Below are 21,621 nucleotides of genomic sequence, written 5' to 3'. Positions count from 1 at the left end.
GAATCCTCCAGATCTTTATCCAATTTTTAGGATACTAAATAATTTTTAATTTAAATAATTATTTAGTATTTAGGGTATGTGTATTTGACCCTGGCTAAAAGATCAATCGCTTCTATCATGACACCACGCAGTCAAATTTCGTGGATAGAGATTGGTGAGACACCTGATAAAATTCGTGAGCAGGTACTGTCTATGCCTCATAGTTTATTTCCTGTATGCCGGGGTGTCTGGATAAAGTCTTGAATGTGGTTTGTGCAAAGGAATATTAGAGGTTCTGGAAAATGAAGAGCAGTTGAAAGCTCTGATAGTCACCGCCCAATCTATATATTTGAAAAAATGAAAGTGATTGATGCTATTAATACCTTGCGCACCTCTAAAGCTTCATATTGGTTTTAGGCAATGATGAGTTAGGGCATAGCCAGGCTAATTTCTCCGCTGGATGTGTTTGAAGCGATTGCTAGAGAATTCCCTGATGTAGATGAGCAACTTGATTTAGTTAAGTAAATGATCGTACTTGCAGAGCATCAGGTAGGTTAGATCTATATTAACTTGAGCTTGAATCAGGCTTAGACCTTGTTAAGCCAGATTCTGGTTACATCAGTATTTCAGGTTTAATGCTGGAGAAGTGTAATGGCGTAGTAGACGTAGGTTCAAGTGTGCAATATCAAGATACGGACTTTGAAGTCACAGAGTTAGAAGAAAATCGCATTAAAACAGTCATGATTACTTTCAAATAATCACCGCTTTTTTAGGCCCTCATAATTTTTTATGAGGGCTTTTAAGTTTAGGGGGCAGGAATTTATATCAGTTTTATATTTGGACTGAGATATAGTGCAAATCAAATATTCATATTTTTTAAGTTGTTTATTTTTAAAATAAAGATAAAAAGTATAGGACTTAGAAATACCCATACAGCCACAAAGCCAATACTCGGACTAAACTGTGTGCCTAACAGAAACATCGCGTTGACTAAAAAAATACCCGCAGCAAACCGAGTACATTTAGGATAAGTGGTTAAAAAAGAATAGTGAGATTTTCGGGTTTTTATAATCTGCTTTTCACTTACCGCATAAAAACCAAAACAGCTTAGCCATAAAAGCCCCATGATTGCGATCCATATCATATGGAAGACTCCTGCTGTGTAGCTTTTAGTTTGGTCTGGATTTTCTTAATAGCCTTTTGCTGAATGGGCGTAATTTTCTGGTGTAAAAAGAGAGCAAGAATTGCCAAAATCCATAGCATTAGATCGATCCGTAGAAATGGCCAGTAAGTTGGAAAAGAATCAATATATTGCTGGGAAACTAAATAATAAACATTGATGAGCGGAAGCATGAAAGCGGCACAGATCAGGGTTTTAAGCTGCATTCTCCATATATGCTGCTGTGGGGTTATACAGGCCAGAATGAAACTCCCCAACCAAATACTGAAAAAACTATAAATCTCATAATTCGGTGCACCTGCAGGGATGCTGATGAAACGATTTGCATAGAGATATCCCAGCATGGCAAGCGGCAAGCCAATGATTATAGTGATATTCAAACGGTTAACCAAATAGTGGCCGAGATGAAACCGCGCTGATTTTTTCTGTATCTGGCGTTTCAGACTCCAGAGCAGCAGTCCGGAGGCAATCATACCACAGCCTAATAGGCCAGAGAAAAACAATCCTAAACGTAAAGCAGGCTCGGCAAAACGTGCCATATGTAAACCATACATGCTGGCATTTAAGGTGGCAATTGCACTTTCATTTCGTGTATTTTCAAGCAATTTTCCGGTAGCAGCATTTAAAATAAGTTGTACCTGATTTCGGGTAATCGAATGATCTTTGAGTTGAGTCAAGGTTATTTGTGCCAGCTGGGTATTGGGCTGCTTGACCGTGATATGGTCAAATTCTGCCTGTCCCCAATGTTGCTGCGCCGTGGTGATGAAATGTTGAACTGGCAGCATCTCGGTTTTCACATGTGCCACAGGCTTTGCTAATACATTGACCGTGCGAATTTCTTCAAAATATTGAAAGGGATTATCTGGATACAGTTTTTTCATACCAGAAGGCAGCACTATATAAAAGAAAATCGCCAACCCGGTAAATGTCATGGTCAAAAAAAACGGCAGGGCTATCACTGAGCTGACATTATGAAAATCCAGATAGGAGCGCTGTCCTTTAAAGGCTCTTAGGGTAAAAAAGTCTGTTAATATTTTTTTATGGGTGATAATTCCTGAAATCAGAGTCAGTAACATGATAAAGGCCGCAATTGTCACAATAAGGCGACCAATCGTGTAGGGCATACCGTAGAGCTGAAAATGGAAATTATAGAAAAAATCGCCCCCTTGTGTGGCTGAGAGGTTTAATTCTTTTCCTGTTGAGGCATCCAGGGTTTTAACTTCATAGCCGCCATCTGCTTTTTGCCAGTAGACTTTATTCACAGGTGAGTCTTGATTGGCGACTCCGATATACCAGTTTTGGGCGTCCGGTGCATGCTGCTGTAAATAGCTGTAAGCAGATTTTAAAGCAGTTTCCTGACTGACTTGTATTGAGGCAAATTCAGGCTGCATCCATATACTGATCTCATGTCGGTAATAGGTGACGGCGCCTGTTAAAAAAATGCCGAAGAGTAACCAGCCAAAGCTTAAACCTAACCATGAATGTAACCATGCCATGGATTGACGGACAGATTTATGCATGGTTTAACCTATGAAGCGGAAGAAGAGAAATAAAATAAGTAAAGGAATCAGGCTATAGATAGAAAGCTTTTTTAAGCTTTGGATACAAAAAATTCCAATCACAAAACAGACATAAAAAATCAGGGCAGTAAAGGCGGCCAAATAGACAGACTCAGCTTTAGGCAAATAAGCTTGTAAAAAGTAAGCCAGATCGAGTGCGATTAAATAACTGCACACGTAGCCAATACCAAAGACCATGCCTAAGCGATAGAGAATGGCGAGTGGCTGCACTACAGAAATCATATTTGGCCTTGAATAAATCTATACTGATGAAAATCTAAAAAACTTAATGAACAAAACTTAAAGTCGTGACCAGATACTGTTTTTTATAGGCCTGCTGATTCAACTTTCCTACCTTGTCTGCTTCTTTACCGACTTCAATGACATATTGACCTTTCCATGGCGTGGCGATCGTAATCTGGCCTTGGCTGTTGGTGGTGTATTTCTTTAGCCAGAATTGCGGGGAAAAGACCGTGACTTCAACATCAGCAGCAGGTTTACCCTGATACAGTACCGTAAATATATTGCTGTTGGTTTGGGTCGGGACAATATCCAGTTCTGACTCTGCTTTCAAGTTTTGTCTGCCGGATTTGGCATGATAGCTCAGCAATGATTCTCCATAGATCAATTCATGACTGAGTTGGACATCTGTCTGGCCTTGGGTCGCATAGAGCAAATGATCCTGTCGCATTTGAGGACTAAATGTTTTTTTGGCCTGAACGGCCTTTGCCTGATTGAAAGACTTCAGGGCACCTTGCTGCGTTTCTTTAAGCTGTTCACTATACTCACCAAAAAAAGCATGAGTCTGCATATCTTTACCACGTTCCAGCCAAAGTATATGCGCCTGAGTTGAAAGTGTCATAGACAGTCCAATGGTCAAAGCGATCATTTTTTTCATTTGTTTTACCTGTTTTGTGTATTTATCGATGATTTAGCCCTGAACATGTTGTCAAGGCTAAGCCTAAAAATTAATATTTGAATTTCATAGCAACGCTGTAATTCGCTGGTGCGCCATAAAAACCTTGCTGATTCGGGAAATTGAACAGATATTTTTCATTGGTCAGGTTATTGCCATTGGCTTGCAAGGTCATATGCTCATTCAGCTCATAGCTGGCCATTAAGTTCACCAGGGCGTAGGCATCCTGCTCAATAACTCCAGCTTTCTGGGTAATTACGCCATTGGTTGTTGCTTCAGGCACATCCAGATAGGTTCGGTCCTGCCATTGCACCCCAAGGCCCAGTTTCAGTTTTGGAATTTGTGGTACCTGATAAGTGGTTAGGAGATTAAAAGATTGGGTTGGATTGAAAGTACGCGCATCGCCGCCATTGATTAGATCTTTCAGGCTAAATTGGATATAACCAAAGCTTAAGTTTAAATGGTCGCTCAGTTGTCCCGCCAAGCCGAACTCGTAGCCTTGGGAACGCAGGTCACTGACCTGAGTCTTGCGTAAAGTCGGAATACCATCAGAATCACGAAGCGGATAATTACTTTGCTCCGTTCTGAACACGGCCATGGTGGCGGTAAGCTTGTCATCTAGCCAGGAACTTTTCATTCCTACTTCATAGCTTTCACCTTCGATCGGTTTGTTAATGCTGCCATCCATTGCTTTGGTGGTTTGCGGACGGAAAATCGAGGTATAACTCAGATAACCTGTATATTCATGGCTAAAGTTATAGGTTAGACCGGCATAGGGTAAAACTTTATCTTCATCATAAATGGTGTCGGTCCCATAACTGCTACCACTGCTCTCAGCCTGAACATAATTGGCACCTAAAAGAAGTTTGAGATCATCATTCAGATGCAGTCGGGTTGCAGCATAAAGACTTTGGTTCTTCTGACGGATATGCATTTCACCACTGGTTTTCGACATATCCCAGGTTGGCTCTTCTGGTGTAAAGCTGGCTAAATCTGTGGTCAGCGGGTTGGCAAAGCTGCCAGCATAACCCAATTCATCTAGACTATTCTTAGCCCATACATAGCCCAATGAGGCTTCATGGCGTTGTCCCCAAAGTGGATAGGTGCCGCTAAAACTCAGGCTGGCTTGTTGTTCTTTATTGTCATCAATATACATGCCTGGATATAGGGTGATGCCTAAAGTGCCATTTGCACCAGGTTTTCCGGACAGAAACAAGAGTTTTGAATCGCGTTGTGTACGTTTTTCATCATAAGTCAGTTTGGCTGTCCAGTCGCCTGCCAGCTTTTGCTCAAGCTCGGCAAAGTAACTTTTAATATTGCTGTTCCAATAAGTCCAGTCTGGACTGTAATTATAATTTCGTGAATAACTGAGCTGCTTACCTTCGGTATTGATCAGCGGATTAGAACCCCAATTGACACCATTCGGCTTATGGTTGGTTTCGGTATAGCCAGCAGTCAATAAGGTAGTGTCAGTTACCTCTGCTTCCAGAACAACCCCTGTGCCGTTCTTTTCCAGTTTATAACGATCCAGATAGCTGTCGCCAGTCTGTTGATAACTAAATACACGGCCTCTCATTTTCCCATCTTCGGTCAGGGCAGAAGATATATCTGCTTCATAGCGCTGCGTATTCCATGAGCCATAGCTAGCATTCAATACTGCCTGAAGTTCCTGAGTAGGGCGTTTACGGATCATGTTAATGGTTGCGCCGGGATCACCAATTCCATTATTTAAGGCATTTGCACCTTTGACTACTTCGACGCGGTCAAACAAGAAGCTGTCAGGATTATCATTATTATAATTATAGCCTTCGAATGGAATGCCAACGCCATCGACTAAGAGATTTGAAATTTCGAAACCTCGGGCAAGGTAGGAGGTCCGTTCTGTTTCCTGATTACTAACTGTGATCCCTGGGGTATTACGCAGCACATCTCGGGTATTGTCTAATGCAAAATCATCCAGCTGCTGGCGGGTGACGACATTGACTGTTTGCGGCGTTTCTTTGAGTGAAATATCCAGTTTTGAGGCAGTTGAAGAGTTTTGGATGATATAGCTTTTGCTTTGTTCAGAACTCTCTAAGTCTGCTAAGGATTGAGTAGTAATAGTAATCGTTGGTAATTGCTGAGTCGTATCGGCAAAACTTTGCTGGCTAAGTAAAATAGCAACGCTAATACAAGATAGATTAAATGATGAAGGAACAGTATAAGACATTTTAGTTAATGCAAATGATAATGATTATTAATAATATTATTGTTCATTGAGTCTTAAAGCAATATCAACATAATAGGAAATCTAAATTAAAAATGAGTTAGTGATAGGTAAATCGACAACCAAGACTTTGATGTAGGGAGTAGGGCAATAAAGTATTATTATTCAAAAAATGGTATTACTTGAGTTTTGTTCCTGAACTCATTTTTATATCCTGCTCTATAACTTTTCAAACCCTTAATTCGAATTTGAACAATATTTAAAGTTAAATCAATACACTAAACCTAATTGGGGTCAAAATTAGATCAGTCATTTTTTATTTAATAAAAAATATTTAAAATGAATGGCTTAGGTTTTTGAATTCAATTGTTGCCCCTCTACCAAATACCCAACAAAACATGGCAAAATACGCCAAGTTTTAAAACGAAGAGGCTTGATTCTAAAGGGATTGAGCCTTTTTCTTGCCTGAACATAACCTAGTATAACTAGCCATAGTGTATAGGTGTCTTGTGCATTGCAAGATTTAGTGAATCCGCTGGTGTACAAGCCATGAAGACAACTGATATAAAACGCCGTCTTTTATCGGATAAGGTATTAGCTAAACTTGAGCCTGAATCAAAAGAGTATCGAGAGCAGGATGGCACAGACTTATATATTTCGTGTGAAGCCTGACGGTAAAAAGCAGGGTTATTCAGATATAAAAAGCAGATGGTAAGTGGTCATGGCTAGGTATAGGTAGTTGTCCCGAACTATCAGGAGCAGGCATCATTTGCATCTCGACGGGATAAGCTCAGAATCCTTTGAGGCAGCTTCAAAATGAGGGGGTCTCATGTCTGGGATATTGCGAGCAGTCCATAATGACTTTGACAAGAGACCTAATATCTTTAGATTAAATCCATAGTGTGAAGATTATAATTATAGATGGTGTATTGATTGCGTAGGTGTTTGTGGTCAAGTTATACGTCTTTTATCAAGGTGTTTACAATGAGAAAAATATTGCTTAGCTGTTGGTTCATTGGTCTGTGGGGCAGTTCATTTACCTCTACATATGCAAATGATTTAACTTGGGGGAGCAATCAGGCTGAAGTTGGCCAATTATCCATCACGGGGGCAATTCGTACTCGCTACCAATCTAAAGATTTCGTTGATGAGGCTTATGAAGGAACTAACAATGATTGGAAACTTGCAGATTTAAAACTTGTTTTGAATTATGAAAATCCGACCTGGCTTGCTCAGAGTGATGTGCGTTGTTATCAATATGACCGATTATGTGATGCTGTATTTTTACATAGTGCATGGTTAGGCTATAAAGTTGATAAAATGCAACTTTTAAGTGCAGGCCTGCAACCTGTCGATTTTGGTTTTGGACGCTTTTGGGGCAGTAGTTATTACGAAACATTATTTAATACACTGGGTTATGAAGATGTACATAATCTGGGTCTCAAATATCAATTAAAACATCCGGATTATAATTTAACTTTAGGTTATTACCCAACGGATGGTGGTAATTTTAAAGGAACATCCAAAGATGCCAGCCGTTATACAGGCAACTTTGTCGAAGCGGAGGATCTGGAAAACGGAACCCATATTCAAGAAAAAAATATGTGGGTGGCGCGTGTATCAAAAAATATTACCTGGGATACAGAAAGTCATTTTTCCTCCGAAATTGGTGGCTCGATTTGGTATTCAGACTTAGACAATAGAATAACCCAGGAAACCGGACATAAAACTAACTGGAATATCTTCACTACCACTCAGTATCAAGCTTGGCAGTTCATGCTGTTGGCTGGGCAGCAAAAAATAAATAATAAGGATCAGCTGATGCCTCACAGTTCAACTTTGGGTGCATTTGATTATACGTATAACATTGCTAATGATGGTGAATATGTTATGGCTGAGTTGAATTATAATCTTAAAAATGACTTTAAAAATATCACGGGGATTAAGCCTTATTTATCCTATAGTCAATTTTTTAAAGATGAGTCAGGTTATAAAGACTCAAATCGGATTATTACTGGTTTAGCCTTTAATTATAAAAAAATTGGTGTACAAGCAGAATATATTTGGTCAAGAAATGATGCCATGATCGGTGGAAGTTCAAAAGCTTTGGCGGAAGGCGATAATAATGAATGGAATAAACTTTTATATTTGGCAGTTGGTTATTATTTCTGAGCTGAGCAGTTTACATAGTTCTGAAAAATAATATAAAAACAGGGTAATTCGTGGAAACGGTTTACCCTGGTTGGAGGGAAATAAGACATATTAAAATTATAAAAACACTTTTTCAGGAGGAAGAATGACTTGTTCTGCTTTAGCGAGAACAGGTTTGCCTCGAGTTAAGGTATTTAAATGCTGTAGACGGTTAAGTAATTGCGCTTGAATAAACAAAATACAAGTTTTTAATTTCGATGAGCTACGCAGGCGTGAAGGATAAACTGCCCAAATATCAGCATCCTGCCAATAGCTCGTTAAAATATGTTGTAACTTTCCTGTGTGTAATTCCTCCATTACATCCCAGATCGAACACAGCATAATGCCCTGATCATCCATCACCAATTGTTTGATAATTTCGCTGTTATTTGAAGTGAATTTCGGTGTAATGGCAATCGACACATCTTCCATCGGGCTGCGTAATTTCCATGCATGGCGTGACTGATCACGTTCTTGAACGGCTAAACAGCTGTGATTTGCAAGTTCATCTAAATCATCAGGTTCGCTGTTCATTTGTAAATAGCGTGGTGAGGCACACAAAATCCGAAAATTCGACAATAATTTTTTAGCAATCATATTGGGTGAGATATCATTGCCAACAAAAATATCTAGATCTAGGCTGTGTTGAATCAGGTCTACCGTATGGTCAATGGTATTGAACTGAATATCTAACTCCGGATACATGGTCATCAGTTTCGATAAAATTGGCGCAATATGGCTACGTCCAAATCCAAAGCTACTGACAATATCAATACGTCCTGTTGGGGTATTTTGCGGATTATTGATCAAATCACTGAGTTCATCAAACTCATTTAAAATATTGGATACTCGTTCCAATATTAATTTTCCATCTTCAGTCAAACTGACATGTCGTGTACTGCGGTGAAACAAGGTGCAGTTTAAATTATTTTCTAAAATATTAATTCTTTTACTGACATAAGCAGGCGATGCACCTAATTCATCTGCTGAAGCAACAAAACTTTTTCGTTTCGCAACGACACAAAAGACCTTTAGGTCTGAAAGATTTGGCAGATTATTCACGATTCGTGTCCATTGGGTTAATGATTACCTTGTTGATCTTTGATGCGCAAAAAAGCATCTTAGCGCCTGAGGAATGTACTAAGAAGCAAAGTAGGTGGTGTAGCAAAGATCTGGAAAATCGTAACGATGACAGATGAGAGGATTTGTAGAGGGTTTTACCATAAGGCATACAGTGAGTAAAGATCATTGATCTAGATCAATTGGGTTGAAGTGCTGTTACTGAGGGTAAAAGCAATATTTCTCTTGATATTTAAGATTAATCTATTTTGATTTTTATGATTTTAAACGCGATGCCATTTTGCTTTTGAGTTTGTCAGTTAAGACATGATGTAGGCGCTTGCACATGTATTCATTCATGGCGTTACAACAATCAGTTTGACCGTAGGCTAAGAACGGATGACGTGATGGATGCAACGATAGTATCAATCATGGGGCATTTGTAGGGTTGATCAACTGCGATTGTGCGCATCAATAAGGATTTATGAATATGGACAGTAAACCCAATAAGGTGAAAATGGATAAGGTGCTGGCAACAGTCAGTTTATCTATTGTTTTCCTGTCGGTTATTGCGCTTTCAGTGTATTCGAAAGAATCAATTGCATTTGCAGAAAAGATTTTATTTTGGAGTACCTCACTTTTTTCTGCGCCAGTTCTTTTGTTCGGCTTTTTTGCCTGTGTATTTGTGGCGGGCTTAGCATTCAGCAAATATGGACATATCAAGCTCGGTGAAGGGAAACCTGAGTACAGCACGTCTTCGTGGATTTTCATGTTTATCTTGGCAGGTCTAGGCTCATCGACATTATATTGGGGCTTTTTAGACTGGGCATATTATTATCAAACACCAGGTTTGAATATTACACCTCAAACACCTGAAGCATTGAAATACAGTGTGCCCTATACCATGTTTCATTGGACGATTAGTGCATGGTCAATTTATGCTTTAGCATCTATTTCAGTATGTTATAGCTTTCATGTACGCAAAAATAAAGGCTTGAGTCTGGCATCAATTATCGAGTCGATCACAGGTTTTAAAGCCACAGGCATAGTTGGGCGCTCAATTGACTTGTTGTTCTTACTGTGTATGTTTGGTGCTTTAACGATTTCACTCGTTCTCACCGCAATTACGTTTACGAATATTTTATCGGCATTGACAGGTATTCCAAATACTTTCATGACCAATGCCATTATTGTACTTTGTGTATCTGTTTTATTTGCTCTAAGCTCTTATGTGGGTATGGACAAAGGCATGCAACGCCTGAGTTCAATGGTGTGTTATGCGGTTTTCGCATTTGCGCTGTATGTTTTCTTCTTTGGTCCTAGCCAGTTCATTTTAAATAATACCATTACCAGTATTGGTTTAATGTTTAGCAACTTTGTCAGCATGAGTTTATTTACCGACCCATTGGGCGATGGCAAATTTACCCGTGAATGGACGGTATTTTACTGGTTGTGGTGGACGTCTTATGCACCAGGTGTAGCATTATTTGTCACCCGAGTATCAAAAGGTCGCACGATTAAAGAAGTATTACTTGCCATGGTACTTGGTGGTAGTGCTGGGATGTGGATTTTCTTTGGCATCATGGAAAATTACAGTATTTACCAGTTTTTACATGGTGTGGTGAACGTCCCTGAAGTGTTGAGCACTCAAGGGGGAGAGGTGGCGATTGCACAGCTCTTGAACCTCTTACCAGGCGGCACATTGATGATGTGGATCTTCTTGGCAATTATGGTGATTTTCCTTGCAGCACACATGGATGCAGTGGGTTATGCCGTATCAGCAACCTGCTCTAAAGGCTTGCAAGAAGGACAAGATCCTTCACAAAATGTGCGTCTGTTCTGGTGTGTGATGCTGACTTTAGTGCCTTTGGCGATGATTTTTTCCAAAGCACCTTTAGATACCATGAAAGCAGCAACCATCGTCACAGCTTTACCTTTCATTATCATTATTTTGGTACAGACTTTTGGTCTGGTGCGCTGGTTACGTGAGGACTATGCAAAATTGCCATCTTATATGATTGAAAAAGGTGAGAAAAGCGACACGCTCAAACGTATTCAACAAAGTAATGAAACACTGATTCAACAAGCATTGAACAGTGAATTAAAGTCTGAGCATGAAAGGAAGTCTGTGTGATGGAAAATAGTCAGCCAATTCTAACCGAAGAGATGCACATGTTTGATTATTGGAGTGGTGTATATAGCCCTGCTGATCAACATATTGACTCTTTGCGTGCAGCTTATGATGCTTTTCAGCAACATTACACCTTACCGCGCACGGAAGGCATGTGTATCGAAGATCATACTTTGACACTACCGACGCATCGTATCGACATGCGTGTGTTCTCACCTGAAGATATTGAACCCCTAACCGGTTGGTCATGGATTTTTTATGTACATGGTGGAGGCAATGTGGTGGGAGGTGCAGACTCACATGAATATATTGCCCGCCAATTGGCACGTGATCTTAAAGTCAAAGTCTTTTTAGCTGAATATGGTTTAGTGCCTGAGTTTGACTGGACGCAAGGACAGCAAGATTGTCTGGATGCTTATCAACTTATTTTGCAACAAGCAGAAAAATGGAATATCCGTCCTGAGCATGGTGCAATTGTGGCAGATGGTTCAGGTGCTGTGCTTGCATTACAAGTGCAACAAGCACTATCAGCACAGCAACAACCGAAAGCATTGGCATTAATTTTCCCATCATTTGTAACTCAAAACAGCGCAACGCATCAACCACAAAGTTTGATCTATCAAATTGAAGATCAACACTTGATGAAAACATGGACAGGGGTGTCAGCGCAACACGCGTTGCGTACTGTGCCCCAGCTAAAACATGCTGTGCCAAGCAGCTTTATTGCATTGACGCAATATGATGTATGTCATGCGGAAAATTTAGACTTGTTGGAAAAATTAAAGCAGCTCAATACCCAAATAGACGTTTATACAGGCATGGGTTTAAGGGGCAATTGTCTGCCTTTACTCCGTGATTGTTATGCAGTTGCTTCAGTGTATGAGGCATTACTGAAATTTTTACAGCCTAATTTTTAAAAAATCAGAATTCAATTTTAGTGAGGAGAATGTGATGAATTCACTTGAGAAAATTCCTACTGTCGAAGCAGTGGATACATTACCTGAAGATTTTTGTCAGGATGCAGACAATGCTTGGACAATTCCAAAAGCATTCTATACGTCTAAAAAAGTATTTGAAAAGGAAGCCGCAGAAATCTATGCAAAAAGTTGGATTTGTGTAGGACATTGCAGCGAAGTTGCAACACCAAACCAATATTTCACCCGTAAAATTATTGGTGAAAATATCATCGTGATTCGTGGTAAAGACAGTGTCTTACGTGCATTTTATAATGTGTGTCCACACCGAGGACATGAGTTATTAACAGGTGCGGGTAAATCTAAAAATGTCATCACTTGCCCATATCATGCATGGACATTCAAATTAGATGGCTCATTGGCATTGGCACGTAACTGTGAAAATGTTGCCAACTTTGACAAAGAAGGTTCAAACCTTGTGTCTCTAAAAGTTGAAGAGCATGCGGGTTTCATTTTCATCAATATGGATCCTGAAGCAACATGTGTTGCTGATCAATTACCTGGTTTTGCTGAAAAATTAGCCGAAGCATGTAAGGTTGTAAAAGATCTTAAACTTGCAGCACGTTTTGTTACAGATACCGCAGCGAACTGGAAACTCATCGTTGATAACTACATGGAATGCTACCACTGTGGTCCTGCACACCCTGGCTTCTCGGACTCTGTACAAGTCGATAAATACTGGCATACGATTCATGAAAACTGGACTTTACAGTTTGGTTATGCACGTTCTTCTGAAAAATCATTCAAATTAGATCCATCGATTGTTGATCCGTCTTTCAGTGGTTTCTGGACTTGGCCTAGTACGATGTTCAACGTACCACCAGGTGGTGATTTCATGACTGCAATTTACGAATTCCCAGTGGATGAAGAAACTACATTACAGCACTACGACATCTATTTCTTAAATGAAGAATTGACTCAAGATCAGAAAGATTTGATCGAATGGTACAAACATGTGTTCCGCCCAGAAGATTTGAATCTAGTTGAAAGCGTACAGCGTGGTTTGAAATCAAGGGGTTACCGTGGTCAAGGTCGTATCATGACTGATAAACAACGTTCAGGTATCAGCGAGCATGGTATTGCTTATTTCCAGAGTCTTGTAGCCAAACATCATCAATAATTTGATGAACGACACTTTTGGGTTGGGAATAAGCCCATTCTTATTTCTCAACCCAAGACGCTAACTGTAGGAACAAACAATGTCAGCATTACAAGAAAACGCGTTATTCCAACAATCTGCTTTTATTGCGGGACAATGGGTTAATGCCGATGACCAAGATCGTGTGATTGTCACTAACCCAGCCACAGATGAAGAGATTGGTTCGATCCCCAATATGGGACAAGCCGAAGCACAACACGCAATTGAATGTGCTTATGACGCTTTGCAGTCTTGGAAAGCTTTAACTGCACAAGAACGTGCCGATTTACTATTACTATGGCACAAGCTCACTTTAGAGCATGCCAATGAACTTGCTCAAATCATGACGATTGAACAAGGGAAGCCACTTGCTGAAGCTTTAGGTGAAGTGAAATATGCAGCTTCATTTATTCAATGGTTTGCCGAGGAAGGCAAGCGTGTTTATGGCGATGTCATTCCAACCACCAATGCAGGTCAACGTTTCTTGGTTACTAAAGAGCCTGTGGGTGTTGTTGCGGCGATTACCCCGTGGAATTTCCCATTGGCCATGATTACACGTAAGGCCGCACCAGCACTTGCTGCGGGTTGTACCATTGTGATTAAACCTGCCAATGAAACACCTTATTGTGCTTTAGCGATTGCAAAATTAGCTGAAAAAGCTGGTATTCCAGCAGGTGTGATCAATGTGGTGACAGGTAAATCTGAAGCAATCGGTTCGGTCTTTACTACACACGAAAAAGTAAAAAAACTGACGTTTACAGGCTCTACACCTGTAGGTCGTTTGCTTATGCAGCAATGTGCGCCAACCATTAAAAAGCTTGCGCTAGAACTGGGGGGAAATGCACCCCTGATCGTCTTTGAAGATGCTGATTTAGACAAAGCAGTTCAAGGTGCGATGTTGGCAAAATACCGTAACGCAGGGCAAACCTGTGTATGTGCTAACCGTATTTATGTGCATAAAAATATCTATGCTGCATTTACTGAAAAATTTGTCGCTGCGGTACAGGCTTTAAAAATTGGCAATGGTTTGGATGCAGGTGTGCAAATTGGGCCATTAATTAATGAAAAAGCTGTACTCAAAGCTGAAAAACTGATTGATGAAGCATGCAGCAAAGGTGCAAAAATTGCCTGTGGTGGTCAGCGTCATGCATTAGGCCATAGCTTTTTTGAGCCAACGATTTTGACCAATGTCGATCAAAGCATGGAAATTGTCTCTGAAGAAATCTTTGGACCTGTTGCACCTTTGATCAGTTTTGAAACTGATGAAGAAGTGATTGAAAAAGCCAATGCCACAATTTACGGCTTAGCGGCTTATATCTATACCGAAAATATTTCTCGTATTTTTAAGGTTTCAGAGCAACTTGAATATGGCATGGTGGGTATGAACTCTACCGCTATCTCTAATGAAGTTGTACCTTTTGGTGGGGTGAAACAGTCAGGTATTGGTCGTGAAGGTTCTAAATATGGTTTAGAAGAATTTATGACCATTAAATATTTATGTTTAGCGGTTTAATTTTTTATTTCGTATAAAGAGTTCATTTTATTGCGCTAAATTTCCCAAACTTTGAGTGGCATTTTAGCAATGTCACTCAGGATTTTGGGGAATATGTTTTTCAAAATTAAAGACTGTGCATGCAGTATTTTATGCTAAAAATCAGGATTTACAGATGACTGACAGTTATCAAATGTTTCCCTCTGTTGTTACAGCAGTCGAACAACTTACGCCATTGATTAAACGTTTTACTTTTAAACGTCAAGATGGTGAAAACTTTCCAGCATTTACTGGCGGAAGTCATATCATTGTCAAAATGAATGACAAACTTTCCAATGCTTATTCATTGATGAGCAATGCCAATGATTTATCGACCTACCAAGTATGTGTCCGTAAAGATGTGGAAGGAAAAGGTGGTTCTGTATTTATGCATGATCACTGCGTGCAAGGCTTTCAACTTGAGATTTCTTCGCCAAAAAACCTATTTGAATTGGCACAGACAGGTGAGAAACATATTCTGATTGCGGGTGGGATTGGAATTACGCCATTCTTACCACAGATGGACGAATTGGCTGCACGCGGAGTAAATTATGAATTACATTATGCATTCCGTTCACCTGAACATGCGGCTTTGCTAAGTGATTTAAAACAAAGTATTCATGCTGAATATATTTACAGTTATATCGACAGTGAAGGTTCACATTTAGATTTAAATACACTCATTGGTTCTCAGCCCAAAGGTACCCATGTTTATGTATGTGGACCAAAACCCATGATTGATGCGGTGATTAATACCTGTAATCAGCACCGTTATCGTGATGAATATATTCATTGGGAACAGTTTGCCTCAAGTGCGCCTGAAAATGCTGAATCGTTTACTGTCATTTTAGCAAAATCAAATCAGCGTATTGAAGTGATGGCAGATCAAACTATTTTACAAGCGATCGAAGCGTTGAATGTGGACGTCGAATGCTTATGCCGAGAAGGTGTCTGCGGAACGTGTGAAACTGCGATTTTACAAGGTGAAGCGGAGCATTTTGATCAATATTTAGATGATGATGAAAAAGCATCACAACAAAGTATGATGATCTGTGTTTCTCGTGCGAAAGGCAAAGAAATTACATTGGATCTTTGATTTTTAATAATTTTTTATATATTAAAATAGATGGGCATAATATAAATCTCTGTAAGATAGTTTTATTATGCTCATCATTTTAAATTAAGGGATGAATGTTTAAAAATAAGTAAATTTATAAATATTATATTTTTATGGCTTTGTTGTATAAACCTATTATTCAAGGTCTCATCAACACTATAATTTCTAAGTGAAGAAGCTTATATTCAAAACTTACCGTACATCCAAGAGTCTTTCGTATAACTCAGTATTGAGTGAAAGATATTGCTTATTTTATTAAATTTATAAATGGCCTGTTTTTAATAATCAAGTTATTAAATACATAGATCAGCACTAAAGGGGTTAAGATGAGAAAGTTTATTATTTTTAATTTTATGTGAGTCAAAAGTGAATACTAATCAAAATCCTGATCGTCCACTTTATATTCCATATGCAGGCAATACCTTACTTGAGTTGCCTCTACTGAATAAAGGGTCAGCTTTTTCAGAAGAAGAGCGTATAAACTTTAACTTGAAGGGGCTTATCCCTCAAGTTATTGAGAGTATTGAAGAACAAAGTCATCGCTCATATCAGCAGTATCGTACCTTCAATGAAGATATTAATAAGCACATTTATCTAAGAAATATTCAAGATACCAATGAAACCCTGTTCTATCATTTAATTGAAAATCATTTAAGTGAAATGATGCCAATTATTTATACCCCGACTGTGGGGGAGGCATGTCAGCGCTTTTCAGATATTTATCGTCGCCATCGCGGTATTTTTATTTCATACCCAGATCGCCATCATATTGATGACATTTTACATAATGTAAACCGGAGAAATGTCAAAGTAATCGTGCTTACAGACGGTGAGCGCATTTTGGGATTAGGTGATCAGGGAATTGGTGGAATGGGAATCCCGATTGGAAAATTATCTTTATATACTGCCTGTGGCGGTATTAGTCCTGCCTACACACTGCCCATTACTTTAGATATGGGAACCAATAACCAACAATTATTGAATGATCCGATTTATATGGGCTGGTCTCAACCGCGTATCACCGGGGACGAGTATTTTGAATTTGTAGATAAAGTGATCCAAGCGATCCAGAGAAGATGGCCGCAAGCACTGATTCAGTTTGAAGATTTTGCCCAGCATAATGCGATGCCTTTGTTAGAAAAATACCGGGATCAGGTATGCTGTTTTAATGATGATATTCAGGGAACGGCTGCTGTAGCAGTTGGAAGCCTGATAGCAGCTTCACATGCATCCAATAAACAGTTAAAAGATCAAACGGTTGCCTTTTTAGGCGCTGGATCGGCCGGTTGCGGTATTGCAGAGCAGATTATTGCCCAGATGGTAGCAGAAGGTCTGACCGATGCCGAGGCAAGAAAACGGGTATTTATGGTTGACCGCTTTGGCCTAATCACAGAAAATCAGCCAAATTTACTGAATTTCCAAAGAAAATTAGCTCAAGATCTGAAAAATATTGCTGGATGGGCGGAGGCTGAACAGACCATATCCTTGCTGGATGTGGTTAAATTTGCCAAACCCACGGTGTTAATCGGGGTTTCTGGGCAGCCCGGCCTATTTAGTAAAGATATTATTACTGCCATGGCGCAGAACTGTGAATCTCCAATTATTTTTCCTTTATCGAATCCAACCTCTCAAGTGGAAGCCGTGCCTGCTGATATTATCCAGTGGACACAGGGCAAGGCACTGATTGCTACCGGTAGTCCATTTGCACCCGTCAATTATCACGAAGAGATTTATCATATCTCTCAATGCAATAATTCTTATATCTTTCCAGGTATAGGGATGGGGGTTATTGCCTCAGGTGCTACACGCGTGACCAATAAAATGCTGATGGCATCCAGTAATGCTCTGGCAGAATGCTCGCCAAAATTAACAGATCCAAAAGCAAATTTACTTCCGGAATTGGATCAGATTCAGCATATTTCGAAAGTGATTGCTTTAAAAGTCGCTCAGGCTGCCATGGAAGAAGGGGTTGCTCCGATGCTGACTTTGGAAGAGTTGGAGGAAAAAATTAACAGTAATTTCTGGCGTCCTCAATATCGTAAATATCATCGTATTACATTTTAAGGATGAGTAGGTTGTATTAAAAACAAGCTTTTAGAAGCTAAAGCTTGAGGAGTGTGGGCTATTAAGAGCAAGTAAGATGCCAGCGTTCCGGAAAATCTTATTTTAATTAAAGAAGGTGAACATACTGTCAGTACATGGTAGTGCCTGGTCAAGGGTGACTTTGCTTTCGCAAAGACTTGAAGAATGCTAAGTGATGGATTGAGGAGTGCTTAAGGTTTTAAGCTGATCCACTCGCTTTGCAGGCCACTACACTTTATTTGCAATCCTGTGTTGTGGAAGTAGGGGATCTTGTACTCGCCCAGTATGTTCGCATTGAATTATAACCTGAAATCAGGGAGATTTCAGGTTTCGAGCAAGTCAATTTTCCAGTTGCTGGCTTGAATTAAGACGTTTAAATCACGTAGTTTTACACTAATATCATCGGCCTGTTTCTGTAAGGAAGAAACAGGAATGACTTTATGCCATTTGATCTCACGTGTACTGTAACGATCGGGTTCACGAGAACTACTACTGATGGCGGCCGTTAAGACTTTATGACATTCTACCAGCTCATCACGCAAAGTAAGTAAGGCCAGCAAAGAACGACCATCACTTAACTTTGTTAAGGCATTGGTTTGATGAATGGCATACACCAGTTTCTGGGATTCTTGAGTAAGAGCAAATACCTGTTTTAACAACTCATTGGGATCTTCCGAGGGTTCATCCCCATCCTGTACCAGTACATTTGCATTGATACGTTGCTTGAGTGACGCAAGTTTTTTTTGTTGATCACTTCTAAGCAAAAGGGCTTCTGCTAATTTCATTTTTCACCTGTGAATGGTTTTCTTGATTTCATTACTGAGTGGCATGGTTTTTACTTTAGCGCCAAGGAGGGATGAGACAAAGCAAAAACTGTAAATCAAAACACGAATAGACCGATGGGCGCTTCTATTCAAAAGAAGAAATCTGGCATGAGATTCTGAAGTTTATATCGTCAGCATTATATCACTTAGATCAGCATGTGAAGTGGACCACCATGTGATTATAATACTATCTGACTCGAACTTTTAAAGCCGGGTCTTTTTCTTGGGTGATGATTTAAACGTTGATTGGTTTCTGAGAGATATTCATTCGTCTAGGCCTTTGAATTAGTGCTTTTTCTAAAGTGTGCCGATATTTTTAGTTCAGAATTCAGCCTATAAATGCAGTCAAATATAAAGACCAGCTAAAGCAACCGCACTTTGATAATTACCCTTGAGCTGGTCATATTAATTAGCAATCCTTCCAAACTGTTTTTTAGCAGCATGTTTGCTAAATAACCTAACTATATTCATAAACTTGTTGTGCTAAAAGCACTGATTAGGTTTCTAGAAAATAGCGTTTAGCTTATCGAATTCCTGAGCTAAAACTCGCCTATCCACGCTAAGTATTGTAACCGCTTACAGGGTTTCAGGGCTGGCGACCTCAGGAATTGTGCGTTATGTTAAAAAAGATGCTCTGAGTCAATCTCATCTTTATGAATAACACATTTAGATAAACTGATACTTTTTCAGCCGGTAATCCAGCTTTGCCCTGCTAATACCTAATAAACGTGCTGCTTCAGAAATATTCTGTTTGGCTGTATGCATGGCGGTTTGAATTAACTGCTGTTCATGCTGCTCCAGATCAAATCCTGTGGTCAGCATTGTAGCTAAATCCTTGGCAGGGTACTCAGTCTGATGATCCTCCATCTGGGTGTGCATTTGTGGGAACAGGGCATGCAGTTTAATCAGTTGCTGATCTTCGGTCAGCAGTACTGCGCGCTCCAGCAAATTTTCCAGCTCGCGGATATTACCCGGCCAGGCATAAGTCTGCATAAAAGCGGTGGCTTTTTCACTTAGCCCCTGAATCTGTTTGTCATACATCTTCTCAAAGCGTTTTAAAAAGTGATCGACCAAAAGCGGCAGGTCTTCACGGCGTTCCCTTAATGGGGGAATCTGTACAGGAAAAATATTCAAACGATAATAGAGGTCGGCACGGAAACGGCCTGCCTTGACGGCCTGTTCCAGATCTTCGTTGGTGGCAGTAATGACCCTTACATCAACATGCCGCGTTTGTGAATCGCCCACGCGTTCAAACTCGCCTTCCTGCAAAATTCGCAGTAAAGCAGCCTGGGCGCGAGGGGAAAGTTCAATCACCTCATCCAGAAAAATGGTGCCGCCGTGCGCACGTTCAAACTTGCCTAAACGGGATTGATGCGCCCCTGTAAATGCACCTTTTTCTACCCCGAATAATTCAGACTCAATCAGTTCAGGAGGAATGGCGGCACAGTTTAAGGCGACAAAAGCATGTTCTTTACGTTGACTCAGTTCATGTACACCACGGGCAAAAGCCTCTTTACCCACTCCTGTTTCGCCTTGCAATAAAATCGATACTTTGGCCCCGGCGGCGGCTTTGAGTAAGTCACACACCCGTTGATAGGCTGCAGACTGCCCAACCGAGCTGAACATGCTGTAGTCATTTTTACTGGTCGTATAAATCGACTTTTTTAGTTCAAATAATTCAGACTGTAAGGCAATCAGTTCCTTTTCCATCGGTTCTGGCGACATAAACTGGATCAGTTCATCAGCATTTTCCCATTCATGCAGAGGCTTGCCAATAATACGGCAATGCGCATGTCCACAGGTTTTGCATTCAATTTCTTGATAAATAATGGTCATGCCCGTGGCAAAACTGCTATAGCCACAGGCATAGCCCAATAACATCCAGCAGGACGGTTCATCATCCCGTCCAAATTGCTCAAGATGTACATCGGCTTCAAACGAATTGAACCAGTTTAAATCGGCATAAAACTGTTTTTTCTGGTGATTTAAAATCAGCTGATTGGCTTCGACTTTGACCATGCCACGAATCCCGTGCATTTGTGGTCCTGCCATAAATACCTGCTCTTCATTTAAACCCGGGCGCATTTTGGTGGTGACTTCAGCATCTTTTAATCCGGCCTGATAACCTAGACGGATAAAAAAGCGTTTGGTGCGTTCTATGCCAATCATGTTGGCCAGATCTTTACGCAAATACCCCATGAGGCTGGTATGCATCAGCAGCATACGATATTCATCAAACCAGATTTGTCCATGTTCAGTGTCAAAATGCAGTTTGGAAAGCAGGTCATGAATTTCCTGAGGATAGGCTGCGTATTTTCCGTTGTTGGCGTATTTTACTTGTACCATGCGTCGTGTTTAATCCATTAAATTCGATGCCATCTGTCATCTTAGGCAAAATCCCTGAAATTCATAATACCTAAACGGTATCAAGTTAAATCTTAAAGGTATGGCGCTATATCCATATGTTTTTATTATTTTTATTTATTCTGTTTCTAGTGAGACTGGCCCTAGTCTAAGGGTAATTTTTTGTATCACTCCACTTTATATTTCATCAAATCATGAAATTCACTTATTTAAAAAAATAAAAATTCATCAAATCATGAAAAAATAATTCTGATAAAAATACTCTTATTTTATAAGATTTTGATTCTATTGTTTTTTATAAAGTTGGCACGCTTGTTGTAATAGTAAAACCAAGCAGCAGATGCATGAAGCAACTGAAGCAAGCTCTGAAT

General features: G+C 39.9%; 14 protein-coding genes and 2 pseudogenes. 8 read left to right on the top strand and 8 right to left on the bottom strand.

Annotated features, from left to right (window positions below):
* Positions 1–84: 84 nt before the first annotated feature.
* Positions 85–737, top strand: a pseudogene (locus E2K74_RS04680) (transporter associated domain-containing protein); the annotation flags it as partial.
* A gap of 101 nt (positions 738–838) precedes the next feature.
* On the opposite strand, the gene E2K74_RS04675 reads toward E2K74_RS04680, so the two are convergent.
* From E2K74_RS04675 to E2K74_RS04655, 5 genes are all read right to left on the bottom strand, one after another.
* The gene (locus tag E2K74_RS04675; RefSeq protein ID WP_151206549.1) at positions 839–1,123 is read right to left on the bottom strand and encodes a hypothetical protein; all 285 of its coding nucleotides are present in this window, start codon (positions 1,121–1,123) and stop codon (positions 839–841) included.
* On the bottom strand, positions 1,120–2,679 hold the full coding sequence (locus tag E2K74_RS04670; RefSeq protein ID WP_151206547.1) for a PepSY-associated TM helix domain-containing protein: 1,560 nt from the start codon (positions 2,677–2,679) through the stop codon (positions 1,120–1,122). The genes E2K74_RS04675 and E2K74_RS04670 overlap by 4 nt, the downstream gene beginning before the upstream one ends.
* A gap of 3 nt (positions 2,680–2,682) precedes the next feature.
* Complete coding sequence (locus E2K74_RS04665) at positions 2,683–2,961, bottom strand: hypothetical protein (RefSeq protein ID WP_151206545.1); 279 nt, start codon at positions 2,959–2,961, stop codon at positions 2,683–2,685.
* 43 nt (positions 2,962–3,004) lie between these two features.
* On the bottom strand, positions 3,005–3,616 hold the full coding sequence (locus tag E2K74_RS04660) for a DUF4198 domain-containing protein (protein ID WP_151206544.1): 612 nt from the start codon (positions 3,614–3,616) through the stop codon (positions 3,005–3,007).
* Between the two features lie 70 nt (positions 3,617–3,686).
* A complete protein-coding gene (locus E2K74_RS04655) occupies positions 3,687–5,843 on the bottom strand; it encodes a TonB-dependent siderophore receptor (protein ID WP_151206542.1) in 2,157 nt (718 codons plus the stop codon).
* Positions 5,844–6,824: 981 nt separating this feature from the next.
* Between E2K74_RS04655 and E2K74_RS04645 the strand changes: the two genes are divergently transcribed.
* Positions 6,825–8,012 carry a hypothetical protein gene (locus E2K74_RS04645; protein ID WP_151206539.1) on the top strand — a complete coding sequence of 396 codons (1,188 nt, stop codon included), beginning with the start codon at positions 6,825–6,827 and terminating at the stop codon, positions 8,010–8,012.
* Between the two features lie 96 nt (positions 8,013–8,108).
* Here E2K74_RS04645 and E2K74_RS04640 read toward each other — a convergent pair whose 3' ends face one another.
* The gene (locus E2K74_RS04640; RefSeq protein ID WP_151206537.1) at positions 8,109–9,092 is read right to left on the bottom strand and encodes a LysR substrate-binding domain-containing protein; all 984 of its coding nucleotides are present in this window, start codon (positions 9,090–9,092) and stop codon (positions 8,109–8,111) included.
* A gap of 487 nt (positions 9,093–9,579) precedes the next feature.
* Between E2K74_RS04640 and E2K74_RS04635 the strand changes: the two are divergent.
* The 6 genes and pseudogenes from E2K74_RS04635 to E2K74_RS04610 all read left to right on the top strand — a co-directional run.
* Positions 9,580–11,113, top strand: a pseudogene (locus E2K74_RS04635) (BCCT family transporter); the annotation flags it as partial.
* 109 nt (positions 11,114–11,222) lie between these two features.
* Complete coding sequence (locus E2K74_RS04630; RefSeq protein ID WP_151206533.1) at positions 11,223–12,137, top strand: alpha/beta hydrolase; 915 nt, start codon at positions 11,223–11,225, stop codon at positions 12,135–12,137.
* A gap of 34 nt (positions 12,138–12,171) precedes the next feature.
* The gene (gene cntA / locus E2K74_RS04625; RefSeq protein WP_151206531.1) at positions 12,172–13,314 is read left to right on the top strand and encodes a carnitine monooxygenase subunit alpha; all 1,143 of its coding nucleotides are present in this window, start codon (positions 12,172–12,174) and stop codon (positions 13,312–13,314) included.
* Positions 13,315–13,393: 79 nt separating this feature from the next.
* On the top strand, positions 13,394–14,845 hold the full coding sequence (locus tag E2K74_RS04620) for an NAD-dependent succinate-semialdehyde dehydrogenase (RefSeq protein ID WP_151206530.1): 1,452 nt from the start codon (positions 13,394–13,396) through the stop codon (positions 14,843–14,845).
* Between the two features lie 154 nt (positions 14,846–14,999).
* Positions 15,000–15,959: a carnitine monooxygenase, reductase subunit CntB gene (gene cntB, locus E2K74_RS04615; RefSeq protein ID WP_151206528.1), complete on the top strand. Its 960-nt coding sequence runs from the start codon at positions 15,000–15,002 to the stop codon at positions 15,957–15,959.
* 387 nt (positions 15,960–16,346) lie between these two features.
* Positions 16,347–18,044, top strand: a complete 1,698-nt coding sequence (locus E2K74_RS04610) for an NAD-dependent malic enzyme (RefSeq protein ID WP_151206526.1) — start codon at positions 16,347–16,349, stop codon at positions 18,042–18,044.
* Positions 18,045–18,385: 341 nt separating this feature from the next.
* On the opposite strand, the gene E2K74_RS04605 is transcribed toward E2K74_RS04610, so the two are convergent.
* Both E2K74_RS04605 and mobR read right to left on the bottom strand, forming a co-directional pair.
* Entirely contained in the window at positions 18,386–18,847 is a 462-nt protein-coding gene (locus tag E2K74_RS04605; RefSeq protein ID WP_151204242.1) for a DIP1984 family protein, read from the bottom strand.
* Between the two features lie 705 nt (positions 18,848–19,552).
* Complete coding sequence (mobR, locus tag E2K74_RS04600) at positions 19,553–21,232, bottom strand: phenol degradation transcriptional regulator MobR (protein WP_151206524.1); 1,680 nt, start codon at positions 21,230–21,232, stop codon at positions 19,553–19,555.
* Positions 21,233–21,621 lie beyond the last annotated feature (389 nt).

The organism is Acinetobacter sp. RF15B (genome assembly GCF_007558235.1).
Classification (GTDB): domain Bacteria; phylum Pseudomonadota; class Gammaproteobacteria; order Pseudomonadales; family Moraxellaceae; genus Acinetobacter; species Acinetobacter lwoffii_C.
The sequence above is the reverse complement of the archived record's forward strand: the minus strand, read 5'-3'. Positions and strand labels throughout refer to the sequence as shown.